15 protein-coding genes and 1 rRNA gene are annotated in these 17147 nt (G+C 73.6%); 3 read left to right on the top strand and 13 right to left on the bottom strand.

Going from position 1 to position 17147, the window contains the following annotated elements; all coding sequences use genetic code 11:
• From PV342_RS40255 to pyrG, 3 genes are all read right to left on the bottom strand, one after another.
• Positions 1-858, bottom strand: an 858-nt coding sequence (locus PV342_RS40255; RefSeq protein WP_500321104.1) for an AAA family ATPase, incomplete at its 3' end; no start/stop codon positions are given.
• Between the two features lie 129 nt (positions 859-987).
• Positions 988-1611, bottom strand: coding sequence for an NUDIX domain-containing protein (locus PV342_RS40250; protein WP_400806625.1), 624 nt, complete (start codon positions 1609-1611; stop codon positions 988-990).
• A gap of 63 nt (positions 1612-1674) precedes the next feature.
• Positions 1675-3321 (bottom strand): CTP synthase, encoded by a 1647-nt coding sequence (gene pyrG, locus PV342_RS40245; RefSeq protein WP_106434926.1) that lies wholly within the window; start codon positions 3319-3321, stop codon positions 1675-1677.
• 402 nt (positions 3322-3723) lie between these two features.
• On the opposite strand from pyrG, the gene PV342_RS40240 reads away from it, so the two are divergent.
• Positions 3724-5532 carry a glycoside hydrolase family 15 protein gene (locus tag PV342_RS40240; protein ID WP_329188641.1) on the top strand — a complete coding sequence of 603 codons (1809 nt, stop codon included), beginning with the start codon at positions 3724-3726 and terminating at the stop codon, positions 5530-5532.
• Between the two features lie 27 nt (positions 5533-5559).
• On the opposite strand, the gene PV342_RS40235 is transcribed toward PV342_RS40240, so the two are convergent.
• The 6 genes from PV342_RS40235 to PV342_RS40210 all read right to left on the bottom strand — a co-directional run bounded on the left by PV342_RS40235 (position 5560) and on the right by PV342_RS40210 (position 11935).
• The gene (locus PV342_RS40235; protein ID WP_400806622.1) at positions 5560-6696 is read right to left on the bottom strand and encodes a glycosyltransferase family 4 protein; all 1137 of its coding nucleotides are present in this window, start codon (positions 6694-6696) and stop codon (positions 5560-5562) included.
• Between the two features lie 365 nt (positions 6697-7061).
• A complete protein-coding gene (gene recN, locus PV342_RS40230) occupies positions 7062-8804 on the bottom strand; it encodes a DNA repair protein RecN (RefSeq protein WP_026250969.1) in 1743 nt (580 codons plus the stop codon).
• Between the two features lie 49 nt (positions 8805-8853).
• Positions 8854-9792, bottom strand: a complete 939-nt coding sequence (locus PV342_RS40225; protein ID WP_202471091.1) for an NAD kinase — start codon at positions 9790-9792, stop codon at positions 8854-8856.
• Positions 9789-10595, bottom strand: a complete 807-nt coding sequence (locus PV342_RS40220; RefSeq protein WP_386995394.1) for a TlyA family RNA methyltransferase — start codon at positions 10593-10595, stop codon at positions 9789-9791. The genes PV342_RS40225 and PV342_RS40220 overlap by 4 nt, the downstream gene beginning before the upstream one ends.
• A 7-nt stretch (positions 10596-10602) precedes the next feature.
• A complete protein-coding gene (locus PV342_RS40215) occupies positions 10603-10893 on the bottom strand; it encodes a hypothetical protein (RefSeq protein WP_018558899.1) in 291 nt (96 codons plus the stop codon).
• Positions 10886-11935, bottom strand: coding sequence for a histone (locus tag PV342_RS40210; protein ID WP_500321100.1), 1050 nt, complete (start codon positions 11933-11935; stop codon positions 10886-10888). Before PV342_RS40210 ends, PV342_RS40215 begins: the two co-directional genes overlap by 8 nt.
• A 148-nt stretch (positions 11936-12083) precedes the next feature.
• Here PV342_RS40210 and PV342_RS40205 point away from each other — a divergent pair, with 148 nt between their 5' ends.
• Positions 12084-12431 (top strand): sterol-binding protein, encoded by a 348-nt coding sequence (locus PV342_RS40205; protein WP_361010246.1) that lies wholly within the window; start codon positions 12084-12086, stop codon positions 12429-12431.
• On the opposite strand, the gene PV342_RS40200 is transcribed toward PV342_RS40205, so the two are convergent.
• Positions 12432-13463: an HAD-IIA family hydrolase gene (locus PV342_RS40200; protein ID WP_386995396.1), complete on the bottom strand. Its 1032-nt coding sequence runs from the start codon at positions 13461-13463 to the stop codon at positions 12432-12434.
• A gap of 72 nt (positions 13464-13535) precedes the next feature.
• Here PV342_RS40200 and PV342_RS40195 point away from each other — a divergent pair, with 72 nt between their 5' ends.
• A complete protein-coding gene (locus PV342_RS40195; RefSeq protein WP_400806609.1) occupies positions 13536-14819 on the top strand; it encodes a DUF1015 domain-containing protein in 1284 nt (427 codons plus the stop codon).
• A 61-nt stretch (positions 14820-14880) separates the two neighbouring features.
• Here PV342_RS40195 and PV342_RS40190 read toward each other — a convergent pair whose 3' ends face one another.
• From PV342_RS40190 to rrf, 3 genes are all read right to left on the bottom strand, one after another.
• Positions 14881-15783 carry a tetratricopeptide repeat protein gene (locus PV342_RS40190; RefSeq protein WP_386995400.1) on the bottom strand — a complete coding sequence of 301 codons (903 nt, stop codon included), beginning with the start codon at positions 15781-15783 and terminating at the stop codon, positions 14881-14883.
• Positions 15768-17045, bottom strand: coding sequence for a hypothetical protein (locus PV342_RS40185; RefSeq protein WP_500321097.1), 1278 nt, complete (start codon positions 17043-17045; stop codon positions 15768-15770). Before PV342_RS40185 ends, PV342_RS40190 begins: the two co-directional genes overlap by 16 nt.
• 7 nt (positions 17046-17052) lie before the next feature.
• Positions 17053-17147 (bottom strand): 5S ribosomal RNA (gene rrf, locus PV342_RS40180); the annotation flags it as partial.

Below are 17147 nucleotides of genomic sequence, written 5' to 3'. Positions count from 1 at the left end.
GCCCCGGGTGTCCGCGCCGCCGCCGGAGACCGCGGCGGCGGCCGGTCCCGGCGCGGGCTCGGCGGCCTCGGCGTGCAGCCGCCGCGTGGCCTCGGCGACGGAGGTACGGGGCTGGGCGGCGAGCCACGCAGCGACGAGCCGCAGCGCCGCGGGGTGGCCCCCGCACTCCTGGGCCAGGCCCTCCGCGGCCCGGGGGTCGTTGGTGATCCGCACCCGCCCCACGGCCTCGGCCAGCAGGTCGACGCACGCCGCCGGGTCGAGCCCGCCCAGGGTGCACGGGCGCACGTCGTGGACACCGGGCAGCGGCCCCTCGGCCGTGGCGACCAGCAGGTTCCCCGAGCCCTTGGGCATCAGGTCCAGCAGCTGCCGGGAGTCGACGACGTCGTCCAGGACGACGACGGCCTTGCGTCCGTTCAGCGCGGTGCGCAGCGCGGCGAGCAGTTCCTCGGGCTCCGCGGCCGGCTCGGCCTCGACGCCCATCGCGCGCAGCAGGGCGCGTGCGGAGTGCTCGGGCGGCACGGGACGGCCGTCGTTCTCGCTGAGCCGTACGTAGAACTGACCGCCGGGGTAGCGGTCGGCCACCTCGTGGGCGAGCCGTACGGCCAGCGCCGTGCGTCCCGAGCCGGGCCGGCCGGCCACGAGGAGCACCCGGCTCCCGTCGGGCGTCTGGCCGCGCAGGGCCGCCAGGCCCGGCCGGTCGATGTCGGCGCGCAGTTCCTCGAGCTCTCGGCGGCGGCCGAAGAATCCCGGCAGGCCGGGGGGCAACGTGCCGTGTGCCGTGGTCCGCGACGCCGGCTCCCGCGGGCCGTCGTCAGAGGCCGCCGCCGATGCGTCGGCGTCCAGCACGTGATCCGCCACGGGCCCACTCCCGTTCTCCTACGAACGGCATGAGCCTAGTTCACGGCGGGGGTCCAACCCCCCTACGCGACGCGGCGGATCCGGCCAATGATCACCCTCTCGGACGATCGGATGGTCAGACCGAACGGGTCACGCGGAGAACGGGCGCGCGGGCCACTCGGCCTCGGCCGGGCGCAGCGCCTCCAGGCCGTCACCGGCCCGGGCGGCCTGCAGCGAGAGCACGCCGACCACGAGGCAGTTGTTGTGCAGCTCCCCCGCGAGGACGCCGCGGACCAGCTCGTCCACCGGGACCCGGGCGAACTCCATGTCGGCCTCTTCCTCCGACACCTCGAAGCGGTCGCCCTCCACCTCGGACAGGCCCCGGGCCAGGAAGATCCGCACGGCCTCGTCGCAGCCGCCCGGCGTGGTGTACACGTCGGTGAGCACCCGCCAGTCCTCCGCCTTGACGTGCGCCTCCTCGTACAGCTCGCGCTGTGCGGCGTGCAGCGGGTTCTCACCGGGGACGTCGAGCAGCCCCGCGGGGATCTCCCAGAGCTTCATCCGCACCGGGTGGCGGTACTGCTTGAGGACCAGGACCCGGTCCCGGTCGTCGAGGGCGAGCACGGCCACCGAGCCGGGGTGGACCTGGTAGTCGCGCCGGGCCACGCTGCCGTCGGGCATGACGACGTCATCGGTGCGGACGCTGGTCTTCTTCCCGGTGAAGGGGGTGGCGGTGGCGGTGACCCGCCACTCCTCGGGACTGTCCTTCAGCATGGTGCCCTCCGTACGCGGTGCCGGGGCGGGCCGTACGCCGACCCGCCCCGGCAACCGTATCGATCAACCCTTGAGGCGCTCGACCGCGGCCGCGACCAGACCCGCGAACAGGGGGTGCGGGCGGGTCGGGCGCGACTTGAGCTCGGGGTGCGCCTGGGTGGCCACCAGGTAGGGGTGCACGTCGCGGGGGTACTCGACGTACTCGACCAGGGTGTTGTCCGGGGAGGTGCCGGAGAACTGCAGACCGGCCTTCTTCTCCAGCTCGCCGCGGTAGGCGTTGTTCACCTCGTAACGGTGGCGGTGCCGCTCCTCGACGTAGGGCTCGCCGCCGTAGACCTCGCGGACGATGGAGCCCTCGGCGAGCTTCGCCGGGTACAGGCCCAGCCGCATGGTGCCGCCGAGGTCGCCCTGGCCGGCGACGATGTCGAGCTGCTCGGCCATGGTGGAGATCACCGGGTGCGAGGTCGCCGGGTCGAACTCGGTGGAGTTGGCGTCCGGGATGCCGGCCAGGCTGCGGGCCGCCTCGATGACCACGCACTGCAGGCCGAGGCACAGGCCCAGCAGCGGGATGCGGTTCTCCCGGGCGTAGGTGATCGCCGAGACCTTGCCCTCCACGCCGCGGTCGCCGAAGCCGCCGGGCACGCAGACCGCGTCGACGTCCCCGAGCTGACGGGCCGCGCCGGCCGGGGTCTTGCAGTCGTCCGAGGTCACCCACTTGATGTTGACCTTGGCGTTGTTGGCGAAGCCGCCGGCGCGCAGCGCCTCGGTCACCGACAGGTAGGCGTCGGGCAGGTCGATGTACTTGCCGACGAGGGCGACCTTCACCTCGTGCTCGGGCTGGTGGACCCGGCCCAGCAGGTCGTCCCACTGCGTCCAGTCGACGTCCCTGAAGGGCAGGTTCAGCTTGCGGACGACGTACGCGTCCAGGCCCTCGGTGTGCAGCACCTTGGGGATGTCGTAGATCGACGGGGCGTCGATCGCGGCGACCACGGCCTCCTCGTCGACGTCGCACATCAGCGAGATCTTGCGCTTGATGGACGTCGGCACGTCGCGGTCGGCGCGCAGCACGATCGCGTCGGGCTGGATGCCGATGCTGCGCAGCGCCGCCACGGAGTGCTGGGTCGGCTTCGTCTTCAGCTCGCCGGAGGGGCCGATGTAGGGGAGCAGTGAGATGTGCATCACAAAGACGTTGTCCCGGCCGACCTCGTGCCGGACCTGCCGCACGGACTCCAGGAAGGGCAGCGACTCGATGTCGCCGACGGTGCCGCCGACCTCCGTGATCACCACGTCCACGTCCTCGGTCGCCATGCGCCGGATGCGGGACTTGATCTCGTTGGTGATGTGCGGGATGACCTGCACGGTGTCGCCGAGGTACTCGCCCCGCCGCTCCTTGGCGATCACCGAGGAGTAGACCTGGCCGGTCGTGACGTTGGCCGAGCCGGCGAGGTTCACGTCCAGGAAGCGCTCGTAGTGGCCGATGTCCAGGTCGGTCTCGGCGCCGTCGTCCGTGACGAACACCTCACCGTGCTGGAAGGGGTTCATCGTGCCCGGGTCCACGTTGAGGTACGGGTCGAGCTTCTGCATGGTGACGCGCAGACCCCGGGCCTTGAGCAGTGCGCCGAGGCTCGAGGCGGTCAGGCCCTTGCCGAGCGAGGAGGCGACACCCCCCGTGACGAAGAGGTGCTTGGTCGTCGTGGATTTGGGCGGCAGTGCCAACAGGGGGCTCCCGTGGTCGCGAGGTGGTGGTCGGGACGGCACCATGGTGGTGAAGAGGGGTGTCGTCGCGGCGGTTCAGTGGTTCAGGCCACCGGCCCACGGGCTACCAGGGTATCAGTGACGCGCACCAGACGGCGCGGACGGCTCTCTGCCGAAAATACGGTCACCGGGAGTTTGGTACGACAAAATGCACCCGACCGGCCCAGCGGGGCGGTCAGGTCTTCCGCACAGCCCGCGTTGACGTCGTATCCTGCTCGGACACATCGATTCGATGCGAGTGAACCGGCACGGCACTACCCCGCCCGCTCCCGGGAAAGAGCTCGTCGACAGATCCACAGACCGCAATCACCGCCCCAGTCCCAAGGGGCGCCGCCGTCGTTCGACTGGGAGACCTACGTGGCCGGGCGTATCGAGGATTACGCACTCATCGGCGATATGCAGACCGCCGCCCTGGTGTGCCGGGACGGCACGGTCGACTGGCTGTGCCTGCCCCGCTTCGACTCCCCCGCGATCTTCGCGGGCCTGCTCGGCACGGAGGAGCACGGCTACTGGCGGCTCGGCCCCGCCCACGCGAACGGCACCCCTTCCCCGGCCGCCACCCGGCGCCGCTACCGGGGCGACTCCCTGGTGCTGGAGTCCGAGTGGGACACCCCCCGCGGCACGGTCCGCGTGATCGACTTCATGCCGCCGCGTGACGGCGCCCCCCAGCTGATCCGGATCGTCGAGGGTGTCAGCGGACGGGTCCCGATGCGGTCCGCGCTGCGCATGCGCTTCAGTTACGGCTGGGTCGTGCCCTGGGTGCACAAGGTGGGCGAGCGCACCGTCGCCGTCGCCGGCCCCGACTCCGTCTGGCACGACACCGATGTCGAGACGTACGGCAAGGACCTCACCACGTACGCCGACTTCACGGTGTCGCCCGGCGACCGCATCGCCTTCACCATCAGCTGGCAGCCCTCGCACAAGGAGCCGCCCCCGCTCGCCGAGCCCGAGGCGTCGCTGGAGGCCACCGAGGACTTCTGGCGCGAGTGGGTCGCCCAGTGCACCTACCACGGCCCCTACCGGGACGCCGTGGTCCGCTCCCTGATCACGCTCAAGGCCCTGACGTACGGGCCGACCGGCGGCATCGTCGCCGCCCCCACCACCTCGCTGCCCGAGGACATCGGCGGCGTCCGCAACTGGGACTACCGCTTCACCTGGCTGCGCGACGCGGCGATCACCCTGTCCTCCCTGCTGCGCACCGGCTACCGCGACGAGGCCCGCGCCTGGCGCGAGTGGCTGCTGCGCGCGGTCGCGGGCGACCCGGAGAACCTGCAGATCATGTACGGCATCGCCGGTGAGCGCGAGCTCGGCGAGACCGAGCTGGACTGGCTGCCCGGCTACGAGGGCTCGATCCCGGTGCGGGTCGGCAACGGCGCGGCCCACCAACTGCAGCTCGACGTCTACGGCGAGGTCACCGAGGCCCTGCACCTGGCGCACATGACCGGCCTGGCCCGCAACGACTACGCCTCGCTGCTGCAGATCCGGCTCATCCAGTACCTGGAGGACCACTGGGACGAGCCGGACGAGGGCATCTGGGAGGTCCGCGGCCCGCGCCGGCACTTCGTCCACTCCAAGGTCATGGCCTGGGTCGCCGTCGACCGCACCGTCAAGCTCATCGAGTCCGGCGAGGTCGACGGCCCGCTGGAGCGCTGGCGCGAGCTGCGCGACGAGATCCACCGCGACGTGTGCGACAAGGGCTACGACAAGGAACGCAACACCTTCACGCAGTCCTACGGCTCGCGCGAGCTGGACGCCTCGCTGCTGCTCATCCCGCAGGTGGGCTTCCTGCCGCCGGACGACAAGCGCGTGATCGGCACCATCGAGGCGATCCAGCGGGAGCTGTCCACCGAGGACGGCTTCGTGCTGCGCTACCCGACCGACGCCCCGCCCGGCGGCGAGAACCTGGACGGCCTGCCCGGTGACGAGGGAGCCTTCCTCGCCTGCTCGTTCTGGCTCGCCGACGACCTCGCCATGATCGGCCGGGTCGACGAGGCCCGCAGGCTCTTCGAGAAGCTGCTGGCGCTCCGCAATGACCTCGGCCTGCTGGCCGAGGAGTGGGACCCGCGGCTGCAGCGGCAGGTCGGCAACTTCCCGCAGGCCTTCAGCCACGTGCCGCTGATCGACACGGCGCTGCGGCTCACCGCGAGCGGCGCGTACGGCGGCTGACCACCGGGCCGTCGTCTGCGGCGGCCTTCAGCAGGACGTCAACTCGTCGTAGATGCTGAGCACTTGGGCGACCGTGTCATCCTCGGTCGGCCAAGTGGCGGCCTGCGCGGGGCCGGCCGCGGCCAGCCCCGCACGCCGTGCCGGGTCCCCCAGCAGACGCGTGACGGTGTCGGCGAGCGTCTTCGGATTCCCGTACGGCACCAGCACCGCCGCCTCGCCGACGAGTTCGGGCGTGCCACCGACGGAGGTCGCCACCAGCGGTGCCCCCGCGTGCAGCGCCTCCTGCGCGATCAGCGAGCGCCCCTCCCAGCGCGACGGCAGCACCACCACGTCGGCGGCGGCCAGGAGTTCGGGCACGTCGTCACGGCGGCCGAGCAGCCGCACCGGCAGCTCCTCGACGTCGATCCGCTCCTGGAGCTCCTCACGCAGCGAGCCCTCGCCCGCGACGACCAGCAGCGGCGCCGGGGCCGCTCCCGCCCAGCCGTGGGCCGCGTCCAGCAGCAGGTGGTACCCCTTGCGCGGCTCCAGACGGCCCACGGCGAGCAGCAACGGCCGCTCGCCCACGGCGAACTCGTCCCGGGTCTTCTGCCGGCGCCGCTCCGCCTCCGCCACCGCCTCCACGGACGGCGCGACCCGCGGCGGCGCCGGCACCCCGATCGGCCCGAGCCGGGCGTCCCGGGCCCCGGCCGAACGGGCCCGGTCCACCAGGTCCGACGACGCGCCCAGCACGACCGCCGCCGCCCGCGCCACCCGGCGCTCCAGCAGCCTCAGCAACCGGCCCCGCGCCCCCTCGGCCAGCACCGCGCCGTGCCAGGTCACCACGAGCGGCGTACGGCGCCCGCTGAGCGCCATCGTGGCGAGCAGTCCGGCCCGCAGCCCGTGCGCGTGCACCACGTCCGCGCCGGCGCACGCCGCCCGCAGCGCCGTGACCACGGCCGCGTCGGCCCTCGGCTGCGAGCGCCGTGTGATCTCGACGGGCGCGAACCGCGCCCCCGCGGACCCGAATCCGTACCGCTCCTCCGCCTCGCCCGGCCCGCAGACCGTCACCTGCACGCCGCGCGCCACCAACCCACCCGCCACGGAGGCGACATGGGCCCGCGCCGTCTCGCCCAGCACGTGGACGGCGTGCAGCTGCCCGTGCAAGGGGCTCGGTGAACTGCTCACGCGGGGTAGGGCTCCTGACTCGGCATCGTGCGGAGGGCGGCGGGTCTGCTCCCTCAAGGATGCCAGGCCGATAGGCCATCCAGGGAGCGATGCCCCACCCCCACCCGGCCACACGTACGCGGGACCACCCTTACGAGTGCCCCCACTCCCCCATCACGCCGACCCCGCAGCCGCAAGCCGGGGTACCCGCCGTCGGGCGTGGCACGCGCGGGCGCGTCCCGGACGGCGGTGCCTGCGGCGCCCGGCGGAAAGCCTCTCCCGGGGGCGAACCGCACCAGCGCGTCACCCGGCCCACGACCCCGGCCGGCGCGCCGCCGGGCGCAGCGGGCGGGGCCGCACGCCCCGTACCGCGGCCCCGGCGCGCGTCAGCGTGCTTCGCGGGCGGCGGCCAGCAGTTCCTCGGCGTGGGCGCGGCCGAGTTCCGAGTCCTCCAGGCCGGCGAGCATCCGGGAGAGCTCCCGCACGCGCTCCTCGCCCTCCAGGACGCGCACCCCGCTGCGCGTGACGGACCCGTCGTTGGTCTTCTCGACCAGCAGTTGCCGGTCCGCGAACGCGGCCACCTGCGGCAGGTGCGTGACGACCACGACCTGCGCGGTCCGCGCCAGGCGCGCCAGGCGCCGGCCGACCTCGACGGCCGCCTTGCCGCCGACGCCCGCGTCGACCTCGTCGAACAGATACGTCGGCACTGGGTCCGACCCGGCGAAGACGACCTCGACGGCGAGCATCACACGGGACAGCTCACCTCCGGACGCGCCCTTGGCGATGGGCCGGGGCGGAGCGCCGGGGTGGGGTGCGAGCTGCAGCTCGACCTCGTCCGCGCCGGTCGCGCCGAAGGCGACCCGGCGGCCGCCGACCTCGATGCCCTCCGCGTCCTCCGTCTGCCGGAGGGCGACGCCGACGCGGGCGTGCGGCATCGCGAGCTGTGCGAGTTCCGCCGTGACGGCCGCGGCGAAGCGTTCCGCCGCCTCCGCGCGCGCGTCGGTGAGTGCCTGGCCGAGGTCGCCGAGCTCCGCGCGCAGCGCGTCGCGCTCCGCCGTCAGCTCCGCGATCCGCTCGTCGTCGCCGTCCAGCTCGCCCAGCCGGGCCGCGCCCTGCTCGGCCCACGCCAGGACGGCGTCGATGGTGTCCCCGTACTTGCGGGTGAGGTGGGCGAGGACGGCCCGCCGCTCCTCCACGGCCGCCAGCCGCCGCGGATCGGCGTCCAGGTCGTCGGCGTACCCGGCGAGCTCACCGGCGACGTCGCCGAGGAGGATGCCGATCTCGCCGATCCGGTCGGAGAGCGCGGCCAGCGCCGGGTCGTGGGAGCGGACGGCCTCCAGGGCGCGCTGGGCGCCCGCGACCAGCATCCCGGCGTCCACACCCTCCGGGTCCTCGGGATTCCCCGCGAGCGCGGCGTGCGCCAGGGCCGCGGCCGACGCGAGCGCCTCGGCGTGGCCGAGACGTTCCGCCTCGGCGGCCAGGTCGGCGTCCTCGCCGGGCAGCGGTTCGGCGGCCGCGACCTCCTCCAGGCCGAAGCGCAGTAGGTCCGCCTCCTGGGCCCGCTCGCGGGCCCGCGTGGTCAGCTCGTCCAGCTCGCCCGCGACCTCGCGCACACGCCGGTAGGCGGCCGCGTACTTGGCCAGCGGCACGGCGACGGCGTCGCCCGCGTACCGGTCCAGTGCCTCCCGCTGGCGGGCCGGCCGCAGCAGGCCCTGCTGGTCGGTCTGGCCGTGGACGGCCACCAGTTCGTCCGCCAGCTCGCCCAGCAGCCCCACGGGGACCGTGCGCCCGCCCACGAAGGCCCTGGAACGGCCCTCCGCGGAGACGGTACGGCTGATCAGCAGCGCACCGTCGTCCAGCTCGGCGCCCGCCTCCTCGGCCCGCACGGCGGCGCGCGCGCCCGCACCCAAGGTGATCCGTCCCTCGACGGACGCCGATTTCGTCCCGATCCGGACCAGACCGGGATCGGCACGACCGCCCAGCAGCAACCCGAGGCTCGTGACGACCATGGTCTTGCCCGCGCCGGTCTCACCGGTCACCGCCGTGAAGCCGGGCGACAGCTCCACCACGGCGTCCTCGATGACTCCCAGCGACCGGATCCGCATTTCCTCCAACACGGATACGACCATACGAGGTTTGCGGGCCGCCGCGCGACGGGCCTCACCCCTGAGGGGAAACTCAGTGCGGCGCGCCCCGCCAGCCCGCCACCGGCAGCGCGAACTTCGCGACCAGCCGATCAGTGAAGGAAGCGTGGTGGAGCCGCGCCAGCCGGACCGGCACCGCCCCCCGCCGGACCTCCACACGGGCCCCGGCCGGCAGGTCCACCGAGCGCCGCCCGTCGCACCACAGCACGCCGTGCGGGGTCTTCGGCTGCACCTCCACCGCCAGCACCGACCTCGGCGAGGTCACCAGCGGCTTGGCGAAGAGGGCGTGCGCGCTGATCGGCACCATCAGCAGCGCCTCGACCTCGGGCCAGACCACCGGCCCGCCGGCCGAGAAGGCGTACGCGGTCGAGCCGGTCGGGGTCGCCATCACCACCCCGTCGCCGCCGAAGCGGGAGACCGGACGGCCGTCGACCTCGGTGACGACCTCCAGCAGCCGCTCGCGCGCCTGCTTCTCCACCGACGCCTCGTTCAGCGCCCAGTCGGTGTGGACGACCCGGCCGTCGTTGCGCACCAGGACGTCGATCGTCATGCGCTCCTCGACCTCGTAGTCGCGGGTGACCACGCGGTCGACGACCTTGTCCAGGTCGTCGCGCTCGGCCTCCGCCAGGAAGCCGACCCGGCCCAGGTTGACCCCCAGCATCGGCACCCCGGAGGCCCGCGCGAACTCCGCGCCCCGCAGCAGCGTGCCGTCACCGCCCAGGACGATGATCAGCTCGCAGTCCGCGACGGTCTCCGGGCCGATCTCCTGCACCCGCTGCACCGCGCCGTTGCCCGGCAGCGTCAGGTCCTCGGCCTCCTCGGCCAGCACCCGGACCCCGATGCCGCAGCGCCGCAGTCCCTGGACCACCCGTTCGGCGCTGCGGATGGCCGCCGGCCGCCCGGTGTGCGCGAGCAGGAAGACGGTGCGGCCGGACGTCCCGGGCACCTCGTGTGTCTCGTGCGTCTCACTCAACGGGGCCCCTCCGCCACAGCGCGGTCGACATCCGCCGGGTCGAGCTCGGGCGCCCCGGCGCGCAGCCACAGAAAGTACTCCACATTCCCCGACGGTCCCGGCAACGGGCTCGCGGTCACGCCCAGCACCCCCAGTCCCAGTGCGGCCGCCTGCCCGGCGACCTGTCGTACGGCCTCGGCGCGCAGCTGAGGGCTGCGGACGACACCGCCGCTGCCCAGTCGCTCCTTGCCCACCTCGAACTGCGGCTTGACCATCAGGACCAGGTCCGCGTCAGGCGCGGCGCAGCGTACGAGCGCGGGCAGGACGAGCCCGAGCGGGATGAAGGACAGGTCGCCGACGACAAGGTCCACCGGCTGGTCGTCGATCTGCTCGAGCGTCAACTCGCGGACGTTGGTACGGTCCTTCACGGTGACGCGTTCATCGCTCTGCAGCGACCACGCGAGCTGCCCGTAGCCGACGTCGACCGCGACGACGCGCGCCGCGCCGTTGCGCAGCAGGACGTCGGTGAAGCCGCCCGTGGACGCCCCGGCGTCCAGCGCACGGCGCCCCTCCACCCGCAGCCCCAGCGGCACGAACGCCGCCAGCGCCCCCGCCAGCTTGTGCCCACCGCGGGACACGTAGTCCGGGTCCGAGGCGTCCTCTGCCACGACGAGCGCGGCGCTGGTCTCCACCTGCGTCGCGGACTTCGTCGCGGTCGTCCCGCCCACGGTCACCCGGCCGTCGGCGATCAGCTGCCCGGCGTGCTCCCGCGAGCGGGCGAGGTTCCGGCGCACCAGCTCGGCGTCGAGTCGGCGTCGTGCCACGTGAGGTTCAGCTCCTGTTGTCGTCGTCGAGTCTCGTGAGCGTGTCGCGCAGCCCACGGTGTACATCCTCGTACACCTCGACGTGGTCCTCGGTGGGAAGCAGGTCGGCATCCTGCAGGCGGACAAGGACGGCGTCCACCTCGGTATTCCCCGTGGCGTCCAGGACGACGCCCAGTGGGCGCGGCCCGGCGTCGCCGACCGCCTCCGCCGGGGCCGGCGCCCCGGCGGCCGTCCCGGCCCCTGCCGCGGCTTCCGGTCCGGGCGCGGGGACCACGCCCTCGAGCCCGGTCTCAGTCACGTCCCTTCGCCTCCTGCGAGCGCGCCGCCGTCTTCTTCGCGGGCGCGGCCTTCCTGGCCGGGGCGGCCGTCTTGGCCGTGGACTTCGTGGCGGCCGTCTTCTTCGCGGGCGCGGGCGCGGAGGTGCGGGACGCCGCCGCGGTCTTCTTGGCGGGGGCGGTGGCCGGGGTGGCCTTCTTCGCCGCGGGTGCCGTCTTCTTCGCCGGCGTGGCCGCGGCGGTCTTCCTGGCCGCGGGCGCGGCCTTCTTCGCCGTGGAGCCGGTGCCGGTGCCGGAGGCCGCCGCCTTCTTCGCCGGGGCCGCGGTCCTCGCCGGGGCCGCCTTCTTGGCGGGGGCGGTCTTCCTGGCGGCAGGCGCCGCCTTCTTCGGCGCGGGTGCCTTGGCCGGGGCCGCGTTCTTGCGCGCGACCGGGACGGCCCCCGCACCCGCGGTCCCGACCGGCTCCTGAGCCGCGGGCGCCTCGGACGCCTCGGACGCCTCGGACGCCGTCGGAGGGTGCGCCGGCGCGGCGTTCTTGCGCGCCACCGGGGTGACCCCAGCGGCGCCCGTCGGTTCGGGCTTCCGCGCCGGCTTCCTCCCGGGTGCGGGCGCGGACGCCGGCGCCTGCCCGTCGACCGGTGCGTGCTCCACCGGCGGCTGCGGCGGCACGTACATGCCCGGGTCCGGCTCGTCGTCCGTCACGTCGGCCCAGGCCGGCTCACGGTCGTCGTCCTCCAGGTTGCGGATGCGGCGTTCCAGGGCCTCCAGGACGACACCGACCTTGGTCACCTCGTCCGCGAGCCGCCCGACCCGGCTCATCGCCTTGTCGATCTCCTCCCGGATGAGCCCCACGAGCAGGTCGCGGTTGGCCCGTCCGGATGCCATCAGCTCGTCCGCGAGCGTCTGCACCTCGGGCGGGATCCGCTCGCCGATGCTCCGCTGGACCGCGTCGACGTCTATCCCGGTCTGGTCGAGCAGTTCCTTCGCCGCACCGACCGCCCGTCGCCGGGTGGCCTCGGTCAGGCCGCCCGCGATCTGCAGACAGGTCCGCAACGCGTCCCGCATACGCCCTCACTCCTCGCCTTCGCCAGTTCACCAGACTTCGTTGCTCACGACGCTACCGCCTATGGCGCCGCATCTCCCCGACGGTCCACTGCGGTACGGTCGATCAGCACCAGCAAGAGACGACGTCCGAACGGGAGACGCACAGCCCATGGCGACCATCGAGGAGTGCCGCAGCGCGCTCGAGCGGCTGTCCGAGAACCTCGCCGGGGCCGAGGGCGACCTGCACAGCGCGGCCGCGCTCGACCGCTCGCTCAGCTGCCGCATCACCGATCTCGACGTCACCTTCGTGGGACGTCTCGTGGACGGCCGCATCCAGGACGTCGTCACCGTGCAGGGCCTGCCGGCCGAACGCGCCGAGATAAGGCTCACCATGGCCGGAGACGACCTCGTCGCGCTCGTCGACGGCAGGCTGCACTTCGCGAAGGCCTGGGGCGGCGGCAGGGTCAAGCTGGAGGCGGGCTTCCGCGACCTGCTGCGGCTGCGCAAGCTCCTCTAGCTAGAGCCCCAGCCGGTCCAGCGCCTTCCCCGCGTCCAGGTCGCAGGAGCCGTCCCCGGCCCGGGTCCAGGCCGCCGCGCACAGCGCCCGCAGCCCGTCCATGGGTTCGCCTTCGTCGTCGTCACGGTGCAGCACCAGCGCCCCGTCGCCCACCGAGGCGGTCCAGCCCCCGCAGCGGTAGGCGCCCTCACCGGCGTCCTCGACTTCGGGCTGCGAGGTGAGCAGGCCGCGCAGGTCCGCGTCCACATAGGTGGGCCGGTGCTCGGGCGGGGCGGCGAGCAGCAGCGCGGCGGTGGTGACCCCGGTGAGCACCAGCAGCGAGTCGACGCCGCCCGCGTGGGCGCCCTCGATATCCGTGTCGAGCCGGTCGCCGACCACCAGCGGCCGCCGCGCGCCGGTCCTGATCACCGTCTCGCGGTGCATGGGCGGCAGCGGCTTGCCCGCGATCTGCGGGTCGCCGCCCGTCGCGATGCGGACGACCTCGACGAGCGCGCCGTTCCCCGGTGCCGTGCCGCGCGCGGTCGGGATGGTCAGGTCGGTGTTGGACGCGAACCACGGCACACCGCGGTTGACCGCGTACGCGGCCTCGGCGAGCTGCCCCCACCCCACCTCCGGCGAGTATCCCTGCACCACCGCTGCGGGGTCGTCGTCGGCCGAGTCGACCGGCTGGAGCCCGCGTTCGCGCAAGGCCTCCAGGAGTCCCTCGCCGCCGATCGCGAGCACCCGCGCACCTGCCGGGACCTGATCCGCGATCAGCCGGGCCACCGCCTGGGCGGAGGTGATGACCTCGCCGGCCTCGGCCGGCACGCCGAGCCGCGTCAGGTGCTCCGCGACGGTCCGTGGGGTACGGGCGGCGTTGTTGGTCACGTATGCCAGGCGCAGGCCGTGCTCCCGCGCCACGCCGAGCGATTCGACGGCGTGCGCGATCGCGTCACCACCCGCATAGACCACTCCGTCGAGGTCGAGCAGAGCCGTGTCGTACGCCTGGTCAAGAGGCCTTTCACTGCCGGCCGGGCCGGTCCGGGGGTTCATCGGGCGGTCGCTCCTCGTATGTCGTCGATCACTCGGCGCACTTCGCGGACATGACCCGCGTAGCATGCCCGGATGAACAATTCCGGACCCGCTGTACGGGGCTTGCGGCTGGCGCCGTTCCGCGCGCTCCGCTACGTCCCCGAGCGGGTCGGCAGCCTGGCCGCGGTCACCTCGCCACCGTACGACGTCGTCGTCCGGCCCGAGGGGCAGCGGCACCTGGAGACAGCCGACCCGCACAACGTCGTGCGGCTCATCCTGCCCACCGCCGAGCCCCCGGACGGCCGGCACCGCAAGGCCGCCTGGGCGCTGTTCCAATGGCAGGAGGAGGGCGTCCTGGCCCTCGACCCCAAGCCCGCCCTGTACGTGTACGAGCAGCGCGAGGGTGATCACGTGCAGCGCGGCCTCATCGGCGCACTGCGGCTGACCCCGCCCGAGGAGCGGATCGTGCTGCCGCACGAGGACGTGATGCCCGGCCCGGTCGCCGACCGCGCGGCTCTCATGCGCGCCACGGCCGCCAACCTCGAACCGCTGCTGCTGGCGTACCAGGGCGACGACGGGGAAGCGGCCGAGGTCGTCGAACGCACCGTCGCGGACCCGCCCTTGCTGGCCACGACGACCGAGGACGGCATCCACCACCGGCTGTGGGCGATCACCGATCCTCAGGCGATCGCGGCGGTCGACGCCGATCTGTCCCGGCACCAGGCCGTCATCGCCGACGGCCACCACCGCTGGGCCACCTACCTGCTGCTGCAGGCCGAGCACGAGGCCCCGAGCCCGTGGGACTACGGCCTGGTGCTGCTGGTCGACACCACCCGCTACCCGCTGCGGGTCCGCGCCATCCACCGCGTGCTGCCGCAACTGCCCGTCGCGCGGGCCGTCGAGGCGGTCCGCGAGGCTTTCCGCGTACAGGAGTTGCCGGGACCCCTGCCGGAGGCCCTTGCCGCCCTGGAGGCCGCGGCCGCCGAGGGGAACGCGTTCCTGCTCACCGGCGACGGCCGCTTCCACCTCCTGGACCGGCCGGACCCCGAGGCCCTCGCGCGGGCCGTCCCGGCGGACCGCCCCGACGAGTGGCGGCAACTGGACGCCACCGTGCTGCACAGCCTGCTCCTCGACCGGATCTGGGAAGTGCCCGACGCCCCCGAGCACATCCACTACATCCACGACACGGAGGCCGCGGTCGAGCACGCCGAGCAGTTCGGCGGCACCGCCGTGCTCATCCACCCCGTGCGAGAGAGCGTCGTCCACGACCTCGCCAAGCAGGGCGTGACGATGCCGCGCAAGTCGACGTCGTTCGGCCCGAAACCGGCGACCGGCCTGGTGCTGCGCAGCCTGGAGCTCGACGGCACCTCCGCCTGACCCCGCACAACACGAAGGGCGGCATCCGCGTCATGCGGATGCCGCCCTTCGTCACCGGCTATCAGCCCTCGGTGTTCTTGGAGGGCTCCTTGAACGGGTCGTCGAGGAACGCCGTCGGGTCGGCCTCGTCGGTCAGGTCGACGTCCGGCTCCCCGGCGTCACCGGCCTCGCGGTCCTTGCGGCCCTCGTCGTCGCCGGCCTCGCCCTCAGCGGCCTCGGTGACCTCGTCATCCGGGGCGTTCCCGCCGTCCACGCTGTCCGCGCCGTCCGCGACGCCGTCGCGATCCTCCGCGGCGGCCTCATCCGCCGCCGGCTGCTCGTCGTCGGCGTCGTCCAGCGCGTCCACGAAGGCCACGCCGTCCAGCTGCGCCAGCCGGTCGGACGCGTCCGTGCTGCCGCTCTGGTCGGCCTCCAGCGACTTGGCGAACCACTCGCGCGCCTCGTCCTCACGACCCGCCGCGAGCAGGGCGTCGGCGTACGCGTAGCGCAGCCGCGCCGTCCACGGGTGCACGGCGTTGGACGCCAGCTCGGGGCTCTGCAGGGTGACGACGGCGGCGTCGTTCTGGCCCATGTCACGCCGGGCACCGGCGGCCACCAGGCGCATCTCCACCTGACCCGCGCGGTCCAGCTTGTGCACCTCGGAAGCACCCGCCATCTCCAGCGCGCGCTCCGGACGCCCCATGCCGCGCTCGCAGTCCGCCATGACCGGCCACAGGTCGACCGTGCCCGTCATCCGGCGGCAGGCGCGGAACTCGGCCAGCGCCTCGGCATACCGCTCCGTCGCGTACGAGGCGAACCCGGCCGCCTCACGCACGGCGGCGACCCGGGACGCGAGTCGCAGCGCGACCCTGGAGTAGCCGTACGCCAGGTCGGCGTCCTCGTCCAGCAGCCGCGCCACCATGACGAGGTTCCGCGCGACGTCCTCGGCGAGCGTCTTCGGCAGGCTCATCAGCTCCTGACGCACGCTGGGGTCGATCTCCTGGCCCGTGACGTCGTCCGGGATCGGCAGCCGCTTGACAGGCTCCCGCTCCTCACGGCGCTCGTCGCGGCCCCGGGTGTCCTCGAACCGCCCACGCCCCTGCACGTACGGCCGGCGGCCGCCCTGGCCCCGATCGTCCTCACGACGCGGGCCGCGGGGACGCTCGTCGCGGCGGTCGTCGCGGCGGTAGCCGCCACGGTCGTCGTCCCGCCGCGGCCCACGGGGCGGGCCGTCACGGCGGTCGTCGCGCGGACGATCGTCACGGGGGCGGTCGTAGCGCGGCCGGTCGTCACGACGGAACCCACCGCGGTCGTCACGGGGACGGTCATCGCGCGGACGGTCCTCACGAGGACGGTCGTAGCGGGGACGATCGTCACGACGGAACCCACCGCGGTCGTCACGACGATCCTCACGCGGTCGGTCGAAGCGGGGACGATCGTCACGGGGGCGGTCGTAGCGCGGCCGGTCGTCACGACGGAACCCACCGCGGTCGTCACGACGGTCGTCACGGGGACGATCCTCACGGGGACGGTCGTAGCGCGGCCGGTCGTCACGACGGAACCCACCGCGGTCGTCACGACGGTCGTCACGGGGACGATCCTCACGCGGTCGGTCGAAGCGGGGGCGGTCCTCCCGAGGACGGTCAGAACGCGGGCGGTCATCGCGACGGAACCCACCACGGTCGTCACGGGGACGATCCTCACGCGGTCGGTCGAAGCGGGGACGGTCCTCACGGGGACGGTCAGAACGCGGACGATCGTCACGACGGAACCCACCACGGTCGTCACGACGGTCGTCACGGGGACGGTCGTAGCGCGGGCGGTCGTCACGGCGGAATCCACCGCGGTCGTCACGGGGACGGTCATCGCGCGGGCGGTCCTCACGGGGACGGTCAGAACGCGGACGGTCATCGCGACGGTAGCCGCCGCGGTCATCACGCCGGTCGTCGCGACCCCGGTCCTCGTACCGCCCCCGCGGACGGTCGTCGGGCCGGCGGTAACCACCGCCGGCACGGTCGCCTTCGCGCCGGGGGCCGCCGCTGCGGTTTTCACCCCGGTCGCCGCCCTGGCGCGGAGCGCGCCGCTCAGGCCGATCCGGCCGTTCCTCGGGCGAGTTGGACATCGACGTGACTCCTGTCGTTCGTACTGCTGTAGTGCCAGTCTCTCGTACCCGTCCGCGAGTTGCGCACCACGCCAAAAACAAAAAGACCCTCGGTCCCAGCGCTTTGGCCAGGACCGAGGGTCCATAAAGATTGTTCGGCGGCGTCCTACTCTCCCACAGGGTCCCCCCTGCAGTACCATCGGCGCTGAAAGGCTTAGCTTCCGGGTTCGGAATGTAACCGGGCGTTT

Source organism: Streptomyces sp. PA03-3a, from assembly GCF_033792735.1.
Lineage (GTDB): Bacteria > Actinomycetota > Actinomycetes > Streptomycetales > Streptomycetaceae > Actinacidiphila.
The sequence above is the reverse complement of the archived record's forward strand: the minus strand, read 5'-3'. Positions and strand labels throughout refer to the sequence as shown.